The sequence below is a fragment of the Algicella marina genome, from assembly GCF_009931615.1.
GTDB lineage: Bacteria > Pseudomonadota > Alphaproteobacteria > Rhodobacterales > Rhodobacteraceae > Algicella > Algicella marina.
Window position 1 is genome coordinate 452,625 of record NZ_CP046620.1, and the last position, 12,946, is coordinate 465,570.

At 58.6% G+C, this 12,946-nt stretch carries 9 protein-coding genes; 3 read left to right on the top strand and 6 right to left on the bottom strand.

The genetic code is table 11. The annotated features are described in order from the left end of the window. The first annotated feature begins 2 nt into the window (after positions 1-2). Complete coding sequence (locus GO499_RS02305; protein ID WP_161860669.1) at positions 3-4,646, top strand: MupA/Atu3671 family FMN-dependent luciferase-like monooxygenase; 4,644 nt, start codon at positions 3-5, stop codon at positions 4,644-4,646. Between the two features lie 4 nt (positions 4,647-4,650). After that, entirely contained in the window at positions 4,651-5,376 is a 726-nt protein-coding gene (locus GO499_RS02310; RefSeq protein WP_161860670.1) for a 4'-phosphopantetheinyl transferase family protein, read from the top strand. A 10-nt stretch (positions 5,377-5,386) separates the two neighbouring features. Here GO499_RS02310 and cobS read toward each other — a convergent pair whose 3' ends face one another. Together cobS and GO499_RS02320 are read right to left on the bottom strand one after the other, a co-directional pair. Beyond that, complete coding sequence (gene cobS, locus GO499_RS02315; RefSeq protein ID WP_161860671.1) at positions 5,387-6,373, bottom strand: cobaltochelatase subunit CobS; 987 nt, start codon at positions 6,371-6,373, stop codon at positions 5,387-5,389. A 175-nt stretch (positions 6,374-6,548) separates the two neighbouring features. Beyond that, positions 6,549-7,187: a J domain-containing protein gene (locus GO499_RS02320; protein WP_161860672.1), complete on the bottom strand. Its 639-nt coding sequence runs from the start codon at positions 7,185-7,187 to the stop codon at positions 6,549-6,551. A 103-nt stretch (positions 7,188-7,290) separates the two neighbouring features. Between GO499_RS02320 and GO499_RS02325 the strand changes: the two genes are divergently transcribed. Continuing rightward, positions 7,291-7,548, top strand: a complete 258-nt coding sequence (locus GO499_RS02325; protein ID WP_161860673.1) for a BolA family protein — start codon at positions 7,291-7,293, stop codon at positions 7,546-7,548. On the opposite strand, the gene GO499_RS02330 is transcribed toward GO499_RS02325, so the two are convergent. From GO499_RS02330 to pepN, 4 genes are all read right to left on the bottom strand, one after another. Continuing rightward, complete coding sequence (locus GO499_RS02330; protein WP_161860674.1) at positions 7,549-7,914, bottom strand: DUF4177 domain-containing protein; 366 nt, start codon at positions 7,912-7,914, stop codon at positions 7,549-7,551. Positions 7,915-7,989: 75 nt separating this feature from the next. Then, entirely contained in the window at positions 7,990-9,501 is a 1,512-nt protein-coding gene (gene gatB, locus GO499_RS02335; RefSeq protein ID WP_161860675.1) for an Asp-tRNA(Asn)/Glu-tRNA(Gln) amidotransferase subunit GatB, read from the bottom strand. 94 nt (positions 9,502-9,595) lie between these two features. After that, entirely contained in the window at positions 9,596-10,348 is a 753-nt protein-coding gene (locus tag GO499_RS02340) for an SDR family oxidoreductase (RefSeq protein ID WP_161860676.1), read from the bottom strand. Then, a complete protein-coding gene (gene pepN, locus GO499_RS02345; protein WP_161860677.1) occupies positions 10,345-12,930 on the bottom strand; it encodes an aminopeptidase N in 2,586 nt (861 codons plus the stop codon). Before pepN ends, GO499_RS02340 begins: the two co-directional genes overlap by 4 nt. Between the last annotated feature and the right edge of the window lie 16 nt (positions 12,931-12,946).

Genomic DNA, 12,946 nt, shown 5'->3' on the forward strand with positions numbered 1-12,946 from the left:
AGATGAGTGTCATGTCTTGCATTGTGGTCGGTGACGAGTCTCTGCTTGTCCAGTGCAGCGAAGTCCTGCTGGCCAACGGCCATACGATTTGCGCAGTGGTGACCCACAGCGATGACATCCGTGCCTGGGCAGATGATCGTGGCCTGCGCGTGGAGGCACATGGTGCCGACCTGGCAGATCGCCTGGGTCCCGTGACCTGCGACTGGCTGTTCAGCATCGCCAATCTGGTCTTGATCCCTGAGACCGTGCTTTCGAAAGCAACACAAGGTGCTGTCAATTTTCATGATGGTCCGCTACCGCGCTACGCTGGCCTAAATGCGCCGGTATGGGCCATTCTTAATGGCGAGGCGCAGCACGGCATTACCTGGCATCTGATCGAAAACGGCGTCGATGAGGGTGATATCCTTGCACAGCGCATTTTTGACATCGCACCCGACGAAACCGCACTGACGCTGAATACCAAGTGCTATGAGGCGGCGATCGAGAGCTTCGATGATGTGGTCTCCCAACTGGCGGGCGGTGCTCCGTCTCGTCAAGCCCAAGACCTTTCTCAGCGCAGTTACTTTGCACGGGATGCACGGCCATCGGCGGGGGGACGCATCGACTTCAATGCCGATTCCGGAACGATTGCATCATTGGTTCGTGGGCTTGACCATGGCGGTTATTTCAATCCGCTAACATTGCCGAAAGTGGAAATTGACGGCGACTTGTACGTGGTCACTTCAGCCAGCGAAGCGGAACCGGCCAACGCCGGTCAGGTTCCCGGCACGGTGCGCGGCGCCTCCGCTGAAACACTTGAAGTGGCCACCGGGCAAGGAACGGTGCAGTTGTCGGGTTTGAAGACGCTTGACGGCAGGAAGGCTGACCTAAAAGCCATCGTCAGTGTCGGCGATGTGTTACCTTCACTGGACCAGCAAGTGGCGGAGGGACTTTCTCAGATCCTTCGGCCCGCCGCGCGCAGCGACGGATTCTGGCGCAGAGCGTTCGACAATTTCTCGCCGATCAAACTGCCGACGGTGGCGCAGGGCAAGGGCAAGGGTATCGGCAAAATCTCGGTCCAGGTGCCGGATGGCGCTGACTTGTTGCCGGCAGTGGCCGTTTGGGCGGCGCAGATGGTGGAAGAGGTTAGCTTCGGGCTAGCCTATGTACCCTGCGATCCTGTGGGCAACGACATTGCCGCGCCCTATGTCTCCCCGTGGGTGCCACTGAACGTGCAGACTGGGACGGACACGACCGGTACGGTATCATTTGCAGACTTGGCCACAGCGCTCACTTCTGCGCGTGCTGATATGAAGGGGAAGTATCCTTTCGCGCGTGACTTGCTGCTCCGTGCCCCCGAACTTCTCGGGATGGCGGTTCCCGACATCGCCTTCAGTAATCAAGATGTGACCGTGGATGGAGCGGCACTCACCGTCTGCGCCGGCGAAGTCCTTGAATTGGCCTATGACATTGCTCGCGTGCCGGAGGAGATGGCCAGAGTGCTCGCCGGCAGGCTCGAGCATGTACTGAAGACAACCGCCAGTGGCACAGTGTCAGCGACGGCTATTCGCCACATTCCGATGCTGTCGGAGGCTGAGCGACGGCAAATAATTCATGACTGGAACGCTACCACCTCACCCTATCCATCGGACGTATGCGTCCATCACTTGTTTGAGGACCAGTCGGCAAAGACGCCGGATGCCGTTGCCGTAGTTTTCGAGGCCGAGGCGCTGACCTATGCAGAGCTGAATTCGAAAGCAAATCGCGTCGCTCATGTGTTGGCAGAAATGGGAGTTGAACGAGGCAGTCTGGTTGGTTTGCATACGACACGCTCACTTGACTTGCTTATAGGTGCGCTCGCCATCCAGAAGGCGGGAGGGGCCTATGTTCCTCTTGATCCTGCTTACCCTGCCGACCGTGTGGCGCTCTATATCGAGGACAGCGGTGCAGAAGTCATCATTGCCCAATCCGAATTGGCGCGACATCTGCCGGCGCACAAGGCGAAGGTCCTTGAGATCGACAAAGATCCTCGCATGGCGAGTGCATCCGACTCCAATCCGGAAAGTGGCGTTACCTCTTCCGACCTCGCCTATTTGATTTTCACCTCGGGTTCTACGGGCCGCCCGAAGGGCGTGATGGTTGAACACCGCAATGTTGCCAATTTCTTCACAGGCATGGATGAAAGAATTCCGCATGAGCCTGCAGGTGTTTGGCTTGCTGTCACGAGCCTGTCGTTCGACATTTCGGTATTGGAACTTTTCTACACGCTGGCGCGTGGTTTCAAGATCGTATTGTCGAGCGATGAGAACCGGGCACTTGCGTCCAGCGGGCAGATCGCGATCACCGACCGAAAGATGGATTTCAGCCTCTACTACTGGGGCAACGATGATGGTGCGGGGGCAAAGAAATACGAACTTCTGCTTGAAGGCGCGAAATTTGCCGACAGGAACGGTTTTTGCGCGGTCTGGACGCCGGAGCGACACTTTCATGCATTCGGCGGCCCCTATCCCAATCCGTCTGTTACCGGTGCAGCCGTAGCTGCCGTTACGGAGAACATAGGAGTGCGTGGCGGTTCGTGCGTCGCACCGTTGCATCACCCGGCACGCATTGCCGAGGAATGGGCAGTGATCGACAATCTGACCAACGGCAAGGCGGGTATGGCCATCGCCTCTGGCTGGCAGCCAGATGACTTCGTGTTGCGGCCCGAAAACACGCCCCCGGACAACAAGCCTGCGATGTTCGATGCCATCGACAAGGTTCGCAAGCTCTGGCGGGGCGAGGCAGTGGAGTTCCCCAAAAGGGACGGCACGATGCATGCCGTTGTTACGCAACCGCGCCCTGTTTCCGAAGAAATGCCCGTATGGGTGACTACGGCCGGCAACCCCGCGACGTGGAAGGAGGCCGGCGCCTACGGTGCCAACGTTCTGACCCACTTGCTGGGCCAGAGTGTCAAAGAGGTGGAAGAGAAGATAAAGATCTATCACGAGGCATTGCGTGATGCCGGCCACGAACCGGCGGAGCGAACTGTAACACTGATGCTGCACACGTTCGTTGGCGAGGATCGCGAGGTCGTTCGTGAAACTGCGCGCGAACCGATGAAAGATTACCTGCGTTCGGCTGCTGGGTTGATCAAGCAATATGCGTGGGCATTTCCGGCGTTCAAGAAGCCGGAGGGTGCGACGAATGCTTTCGACATCGACCTCGGTTCCCTCGATCAGGAAGAGATGGAGGGCATCCTCGATTTTGCGTTCCAGCGTTATTTCGAAGACTCGGGTCTCTTCGGTACCGTGCAGGACTGTGTGGCACGGGTCGAAAGTCTCAAGCGAATTGGCGTCGACGAAATCGCCTGCCTTATCGACTACGGCATCGCTGTCGAAGACGTGATGGAGGGTTTGAAACCATTGGCCGAAGTGCTGCGTCTCTCTAATATGACAACAGAAATAGCTGAAGACGATTTCTCCATTGCGGCACAGATATTGCGCCACGATGTCAGCCACCTCCAGTGTACTCCGAGTATGGCGCGAATGCTGATGATGAACGATGAGGCAAGGTTCGCCCTGTCGCGTATTTCGACCATGATGGTGGGAGGAGAACCGCTGCCGGGAGCGCTGGTGAGAGACTTGAAGTCAGCAACCAACGCCCGGCTGGAGAACATGTACGGCCCCACAGAGACAACCATATGGTCGTCGACCGAGACCGCTTCGGCCGAGGATGGCATCGTCAACATCGGCACCCCCATCGCAAACACTCAACTATACGTGCTGGATGCCAACCGGCAACCGGTTCCAATCGGCGTCGCCGGAGAATTATATATCGGTGGTGCCGGTGTCACCCGAGGCTATTGGCAGAGGGATGATCTGACGACCGAGCGTTTCCTGCCCGACCCGTTCTCAGAGGTTGAGGGGGGACGGATGTATCGCACTGGAGACCTTGTACGCTGGCGTTTCGACGGCAAGGTGGAGTTTATCGGGCGTGTCGACCATCAGGTAAAAATACGAGGATACCGTATCGAACTTGGTGAGATCGAAGCGCGTCTGGAAGACATCGCCGGCATCCGTCAGGCCGTTGTAACTGCCCGAGAGGACGTACCCGGCAATGTCAGACTCGTCGGCTATATTCGCAGCGACGGGCCTGTGGCGGTAGAGGACGTCCGGGCGCAGCTTGGCACGAACCTACCGGATTTCATGGTGCCGACGCATATCGTAAGACTCGACGATTTTCCGCTGACGCCTAACAAAAAGGTGGACCGAAATGCTCTGCCTGCTCCGGAGGAACGTCGCGCTGAGCAATCGGAAGCGGCACCGGAAGCGCCAAAAAACGATGTCGAAGCACAGATTGCCGAAATCTGGAAGCGTGTGCTCGGGGTGGCAACTGTCAGTTCCAAGGACAATTTTTTCGACATCGGTGGCCATTCCCTACTTGCTGTGCAGGCGCACCGCGAAATCAAGATGGCGCTGAACGCTCCGAAACTGAGTATTACGGATATTTTCCGTTATCCGACGCTGGATGCTTTGGCGCGGCATCTCGGCGGTGAGCTAGTTGGGTCCGCACCTGCCAAGGCCGCAGTTGATGTTGCCCCGGCAGCGGATCGTGCAAATGCGCGGGCGGATGCAATGTCACGCAGGCGGGCGATGCGCGCACGACGACATTCCGGTTCGGGGGCCTGAGCGTATGAGCGACAGTCTTAGCATCTCGAATTGTGCCAAGGTGGCGCGCGGCCTTTTCCCTGCCGAAATCAGCGTCGCTGCAACCGACCCCCGGAGGGAATACGAGGGGCTGATGGCTGAAGAGGTGAAGGCTATCGTACGTGCTACGCCGCGCCGTCGGCGGGAGTTCGTTGCAGGCAGGGTTGCAGCGCGGCACGCGATGAGCGCACTGGGCTATGGCCACAACTCGGTGCCTTCGGGATCCGACCGCGCTCCGGTCTGGCCTCCGGGCCTGGTGGGCAGTATCTCACATACCGGTTCGGTCTGCATGTCGGTGGTTGCGCGAAGCTCGACAGCATCGGCGATCGGGATTGATGTGGAAACCGATGAGCCGCTTTCTCAGGACCTCTGGGATACCGTGCTTACATCCTCGGATCAGTCGATGTTGCGTTCCTTCCCGCGTGCAGACAGGGGCAGGATCGCAAAGATCATCTTCAGCGCCAAGGAGTGCGTCTACAAATGTCAGTATCCCATCAGCAAGAAGCTGTTTGGGTTCGACATGCTGAACATTACCCTGGACATGGAAGGGTACCGGTTTTGGGCGACCCTCAACGATGACGTCGCACCGTTTTCGCGGGGAACGAGCTTTGCCGGCAATTTTGCGTTGACCGACAACGTAGTAATTACCGGCATGACTCTTGCGCCCCTGGCAGAGGCACGGACAGCCAAGAACACGATGATTTACGTGTAAACCGCTAAAGTCAGCCCAAGCTGACGCTGGCCGCACTTTCCGGCAATTCCTCATCGAAACAGCGCTGGTAGAACTCTGCCACGGTCTGGCGTTCCAGTTCATCGCACTTGTTGAGGAACGTCAGGCGGAACGCGAAGCCCACATCCCCAAAAATTGCCGTGTTCTGAGCCCAGGCAATCACGGTTCGCGGGCTCATCACAGTCGAAACATCGCCGTTCACGAAGGCGGCGCGGGAAAGGTCTGCAACCGTCACCATACGGGAGACCGTCTTGCGGCCCATCTCCGTATTCATGTCCGGATTCTTGGCCAGAACGATGTCCACTTCGGCGTCATGGGGCAGGTAGTTGAGCGTCGCCACGAGGCTCCATCTGTCCATCTGGCCTTGGTTGATTTGCTGCGTTCCATGATACAAGCCGGTCGTATCTCCAAGGCCTACCGTGTTTGCAGTGGCGAACAGGCGGAAATAGGGGTGTGGGTGGATGACCCTGTTCTGGTCGAGCAGAGTGAGTTTGCCGTCTACTTCCAAAACACGCTGGATAACGAACATCACGTCGGGACGACCAGCATCGTATTCGTCAAAAACAATGGCGACGGGGTTACTCAACGCCCAAGGAAGGATACCTTCCTGAAATTCCGTGACCTGCATTCCGTCGCGCAGTTTGATCGCATCCTTGCCGATCAGATCGATGCGGCTGATATGACTGTCCAAGTTGACACGAACGCACGGCCAATTGAGCCGCGATGCGACTTGCTCGATATGGGTTGATTTCCCGGTTCCATGATAGCCTTGGATCATGACACGGCGGTTGTGTTTGAAGCCGGCGAGGATCGCCAGCGTCGTGTCACAGTCGAACTGATAGGAGGAGTCGCGCTCCGGCACCCTGTCGGACCCTTCGGGGAAGCCCTTGACCGTCATGTCGGAGTCGATGCCAAAAGCTTCGCGAACGCTTATGTCCACCGTCGGTTCACTCGGCAATTCCATCGATCCATCAGCCATTGCGGGATTTCCTCTCATCGTTTTCCGGCCCACAGAGGTGCCGGGCAAACACCCGGGCCTTTGTCATATATCTGCCAGTGGGGCGCAAGGGCGAGTTTGGCTTTGCGCCTGCGGCCAATTCGGCTTGTCGAATTGGAAGGCAACTCAGTTGGGATGGCGCCTTTTTGCCGTCAACTCAGTCCTTGAAGCTGCGGCTGTCCTTGACCTGATCCCACGCCCATACAACTTCCGCGAGACGTTCCTCGTCATCGCGCTTGCCGCCGTTCATATCCGGGTGAAGGACCTTGACTAGGGCTTTGTAGCGTTTGCGGATTTCCGCCTTGGTCTCATGGTCGTGCGCCTCCAGTATCGTGAGTGCCTTGCGTTCCGTTGCGGGCAGGCGGCGCTGCGATACTGATCCCCCGGCGTTGGGGTTCATCGTGCCTTTTTCACCAAGCACTTCCAACGGATCGTCGAAACCGAAACGCTGCCATGCCCGGCCCTCCGGGTGTCCATCTGGATCCTTGAAAGGTTTGGTGGTGCGTTCCCACACCTTGTCGGCGGCAAACTGTTTCTCCATTTCCTCGTCGGAATGGTTCTCGAAGAAATTCCATTTCTGATTGTATTCGCGAACATGGTCGAGGCAAAACCAGAAGAACTCGTCGAGGTTGTCGGGCCCCTTTGGCGCACGGAACTTTCCGGCGCTCTCGCAGCCTGGCTTGGCGCAGGCTCTGCTGGACGTTTCCACTGCGCCAGACATTCCACGAGCCCGCTGACGGCGCTTTTTATCGGCGCGAACGGAGATGTCGAATTCGAAGGGCGAGCGGCGATTCATGAGCTTCCTTTCGGGTCTTGCGAGTCGAGCAACAGAGTTTAGTCTATCAGCACAAAAGGCCAAGGGCCGATTTAGGCGCTGTTTCGGGGCATCGAAGGTTAGTATGAATACGAAGGAAACGATAGAGAAGAAGCTGTCGGAGGCATTTTCGCCGGTGCATCTCGAAGTTATCGACGAGAGCGAGCAGCATCGCGGCCACGGAGGCTACCGGGAAGGCGTTGCTACACATTTTCACGTGCATATCCGTGCGAGCGCCTTCAGCGGCAAGAGCAGGGTGGCCGCACAGCGGCTTGTCTACTCGGTCCTGAAAGCAGAACTCGACGGTGACGTTCACGCACTGGCGCTGAAAGTCGAGAGTTGATCAATCCTCGGTGGCGGGGCCGAGTGTCATTGGCTTTGCGACTCCCTGCTCCTTTTGGGGGCGGGCCCGAGGGGCCTGCGGCGGGGTAGCACGCGGTTCCAATCGCTCGCGGAATGGGCTGGGCGCCGCCGTGACATTTCGTCGGAAAACCAGGACGGAATGGTAGCTTTCCGTGGGCGACGATAGCATGCCCTTTTTCTCTTCGACCGGCAGAGACTCGGCCCTCAAGTATTCCCAGCCATTCTCCGCCTCGGCGTTGATGACATCTGTGAGTGTACGGGCGAAGCGATCCTGTGGCGTCTTCGCGCCCTTGGCACGACGCGCCTTGCGCGGCGCCGAGACGACCCTGTACTCAAAGTTCTGCATCGTTTGTCCTTACTCCGCTTCGGGCGAAACGGTGGTTAAATGGCAGGTTTCGATACACTGCTCAAGGGTGCTGGCTCAGATCCCCAGTTTTGCGCGGATGATTTCGTTTACGGCTTTGGGATTGGCCTTGCCGCCGGTGGACTTCATGACCTGACCGACGAACCAGCCCGCCATCGACGGTTTCTCCTTCGCCTGTTCCACCTTGTCGGGATTGGCGGCCATGACTTCGTCAACCGCCGCTTCGATCGCGCCGATATCGGTGACCTGCTTCATGCCGCGAGCCTCGACGATCTCCGCCGGATCGCCGCCTTCGGACCAGACGATCTCGAAAAGATCCTTGGCGATCTTGCCCGAGATGTCGCCTTTGGCGATAAGGTCGATGATGCCGCCGAGCTGGGCGGCGGAGACGGGTGAGGCGTCGACGCCGAGGCCCTCCTTGTTGAGCCGTCCGAAGAGTTCGTTGATGACCCAGTTCGCGGCAGTCTTGCCGTCCCGGCCCTCGGCCACGCTCTCAAAGAAGAGCGCGTTGGCGGTTTCGGCCGTCAGCACGCCGGCATCGTACTCGGTCATGCCGTAGTCGGAGACGAAGCGGGCCTTCTTCTGGTCGGGCAGTTCGGGTAGGGCAGCCTTGATGCCGTCGACCCACGCCTGTTGAATCGTCAGCGGCAGCAGGTCGGGGCAGGGGAAGTAGCGGTAGTCGTGCGCCTCTTCCTTGGAGCGCATCGAGCGCGTCTCGCCCTTGACCGGATCGTAGAGCCGGGTTTCCTGATCGACGGTGCCGCCATCCTCGATGATGGCGATCTGACGGCGGGCTTCGTATTCTATGGCCTGCTGAATGAAGCGCATGGAGTTCATGTTCTTGATCTCGCAGCGCGTGCCGAGGTGCGAGAAATCGCCGGTTTCGCGGAACTTCTCGTAAGCCCCAGGCTTGCAGACGGACACGTTCACATCGGCCCGCATCGAGCCTTCCTGCATGTTGCCGTCGCACGTGTCGAGGTAGCGCAAGATCTGACGCAGCTTGCGCACGTATTCCGCCGCTTCCTCCGGGCCCCGGATGTCGGGGCGCGAGACGATCTCCATCAGGGCCACGCCCGTGCGGTTGAGATCGACGAAGGACATTTCGGGGTCCATGTCGTGGATGCTTTTGCCGGCGTCCTGCTCGAGATGGATGCGCTCGACACGGACCTTGCGGGCGACGCCGGGTTCCATATCCACGATGATCTCGCCCTCGCCGACGATGGGGTGGTAAAGCTGACTGATCTGGTATCCCTGCGGCAGGTCGGGGTAGAAGTAGTTCTTGCGGTCGAACTGGGAGAAGAGATTGATCTCCGCCTTCAGGCCGAGGCCGGTGCGCACCGCCTGCTCAACACAGTATTCGTTTATTACCGGCAACATTCCGGGCATGGCTGCATCGACGAGCGAGACGTTGGAATTCGGTTCGGCACCGAATTGCGTGGATGCTCCGGAAAACAACTTGGCATTGGATTTGACCTGCGCGTGCACTTCCATTCCGATCACAAGCTCCCAGTCATCGGTCGTGCCCGCGATTACCTTGGGTTTCGGTTCGGAATAGGTGAGTTCGGTCATGTGTAGCTGCCTCGAAAAACCGGGCTGCCTTGCGGGCAACCGCTGCCTGAAGCCTTCTAGGCAAGGCCTGCGGCGGGATCAAGCGGAACCCGCCTCAGCGCCCGCCGGAGATGTCGAGGATAGCGCCGGTCACGTAGCTGGCCTTTTCCGATATCAGCCAAACTACGCCTTCTGCGACCTCGTGCGCGGTACCTGCCCGTTTCATTGGCAAACTTGCGGCGATCTGTGTCACCCGGTCCGGGGTGCCACCCTTGGCATGCAATTCGGTTTCGATCACGCCCGGCCGCACGGCATTGACCCGCACCCCGTGTGCGGCCTGCTCTGCAGCCAGCCCACGGGTGAACGTGTCGATAGCTCCCTTGGAAGCTCCGTAATCCAGATACATGTTTGCACCACCAAGCCGTGCTGCGGCCGAAGAAATGTTGACTATGCTGCCACCATGTCCGCCGAACTCGCGGCTCATCAGCCTGACGGCGGCCTTCGCGCAGAGGATCGAGCCCGTGACGTTGACGTTGAGCATGTTGGCGATGCGGTCGGAGTCGAGGCCGTCAAGACGCGTTGCCTGATCGACGATCCCGGCGTTGTTGATCAGTGCATCGAGCCTGCCGAACATGTCCACCGTCTTGCGAAAAACGTGCTCAATATCGTCCGGCTTGCCCACATCCAAGCGCAGGATCAGGGCTTTTGCTCCAAGTTCCTCTACCTTCGCCTGCACGTCTTTGGCGCCGGTTTCGTCAGTCTTGTATGTCAGAACGACATCAAAACCGTCCCGAGCCGCCAGTTCCGCCGTCGCAGCACCGATGCCGGAGCTGCCGCCGGTCACAACGCATACCGGTCGTTCGCTCATCCTTTCGCCTCCAGTATCCGGCCTATGATTTCGCCGGTGTCCTTGGAAAGGCCTTTGAGATCGGCGATCCGCTGCATGTTGCCCAGCATCAACGCCTGCCGTCCATCATCGAAGTTGCGCCATGTCTCGAAGGCTCCGGCAAGCCGCGCGGTCGTCTGCGGGTTTACCGGGTCAAGCCTGATCAGCCAGTCCGTCAGCAGTTTGTAGCCGGCACCGTCAGCCCGATGGAACCCGGCAACGTTCGCCATGGCAAAAACACCGATGACACTACGGAAGCGGTTGGGATTTTTCCAATGGAAGTCCGGATGCTCTGTCAGTTGAGCTACCGCCTCTGCCGCATGCTCGGGCGGTGTGGCCATGGCCTGCGCTGCGAACCATTTGTCAAGGACGAGATCATTGTGTTTCCAGGACTCATAAATGCTCCCGAGCGCTTCCTTCGCCTCCGGCCTGCCCGCACGAATCAATAGCGGTAGGGCCTGCATGATATCCGTCATGTTGTCCGCATGTGCGAGATGGCGCATCGCGGTCTCGACATTCGGTTCCAGCCGGGAAATGAGACCTAGAAGCCGCCCGCGAAGGCTGCGCTCGCCCGCAGCCTGCGGATCTGGCGTGTAGGGCCCGTCATTGTCCAGAGCATTGTAGATTTGCTCAATTGTGCCTTTCATTCGGCCTGCCATTGCCGTGTCCAGCCGGCTCAGAGCATCGTAGCAGGCCATCGGATCGGGAGTTCCGCCGCCCTGGCGGACGGCATCCATAACGTCCTCAATACTTGGCAGGCTGAGTGCGAGGGCCTTGAAAGCAGGGTCGAGGGTCTGGTCCTCGAGAAGTGTTGCCATCGCGTTGAGGAAATCTGGCTCTATGGTCGACTCCGCGTCCGTTGCCAGGACGGACAACAGGTCGAGGGCATAGGCGCGCCCCATCTCCCACTTATTGAAAGGATCCGTGTCATTCGCGAGTAGAAACGCCCGCTCCGCATTCGAGATCTTTCGCTCGACGATCACGGGCGCCGAGAAGCCGCGGAACAGGGAAGGTATTGGCTTCTCCGGCAGTCCTTCGAAGCGATAGGTCTGCTCGGCCTTATCCAAGACAAGCACTTCAGTACTGTGAAGCTCCGTTCCGTCGCTGCCAAGAAGGCCAGAGGCGACGGGGATGACGAGTGGTTGCTTGTCCGGCTGTCCAGGAGTCGGGTCGGTCTTTTGGGTGAGCGTGAGCATGTAGGTATTGCCGTCCCAGTCCTCCTTAACGGAAATCCGCGGCGTTCCTGCCTGGCTGTACCAACGCTTGAATTGCGCAAGGTCCGTGCCCGTCACGTCCTCGAAGACCTTGATCCAGTCCTCTATGGTACAAGCCTGCCCGTCATGACGCTGGAAATAAAGCGTCAGCGCCCTCTCGTAGGCTTCTGCCCCGACGAGAGTGCGCAACATACCGATCACCTCGGCGCCCTTTTCATAGACGGTAGCCGTGTAGAAGTTGTTGATCTCGATGTATTCTTCTGGCCGGACCGGATGCGCCAGTGGCCCCGCGTCTTCCCTGAACTGCCGGGCGCGCAGCATCTTCACGTCGTCGATGCGCTGCACCGCGTGGCCGCGCTGGTCGCCGGAGAACTGCTGGTCGCGGTAGACGGTCAGCCCTTCCTTGAGGCAGAGCTGGAACCAGTCGCGGCAGGTGATGCGGTTTCCCGTCCAGTTGTGGAAATACTCGTGGGCGATGATGCCCTCGATAAGTTCGTAGTCGCGGTCTGTCGCTATCTCTGCGCTGGCGAGGACGTATTTGGAGTTGAAGATGTTCAGTCCCTTGTTCTCCATGGCTCCCATGTTGAAGTCATCGACAGCAACGATCATGAAAAGATCAAGGTCGTATTCCCGACCATAGACCTGTTCATCCCAGCGCATGGAGCGTTTGAGGGCGTCCATGGCATATTCGCACCTGTGTTTGTCACCCGGCCGCACGTAGATTTTCAATCCAACTTCGCGGCCTGACATTGTGAGGAAGCTGTCGTCATACGACACGAGATTGCCGGCTACGAGAGCAAACAGGTAACTGGGTTTCGGCCATGGATCGTGCCACTCGGCCCAGCCGGGGCCGCTTGCCGTCGGATTGCCGTTGGACAGCATCACCGGCTCGTCGCTCTCGATCCGAACGCTATATGTGGCCATGATATCCGGCCTGTCGGGGAAAAAGGTGATCTTGCGGAAGCCTTCAGCTTCGCACTGGGTACAGTACATGCCTTTGGACATGTAAAGGCCGTCGAGTGACGTGTTGCCTTCCGGATTGATTTCCGTTTCGCAGCACAGGGTGAAATCACCGTCGGGTAGGGCATCCGCCGCAATCTCAAGTGTGGTTTCGGTCAGGATTAGCGCGTCGTCGGCCAGAGGTTTGCCGTCAATCTCGACGCTGATGAGCTGCAATTCCTCACCATTCAAGAGAAACGCTGACTTGCCGGTGTTAGGAACACATTCGAGTCTGGAGAAAACTCGTGTTGCGGTCGGATGCAGGCAGAACTTCAGATCGACATGACGGACGAGAAAGGCCGGCGCCTGATAGTCGGAAAGCTTGATCATTGGGGGGGCTTCGCTGCGCATTGTGTGTCTCCTGTCG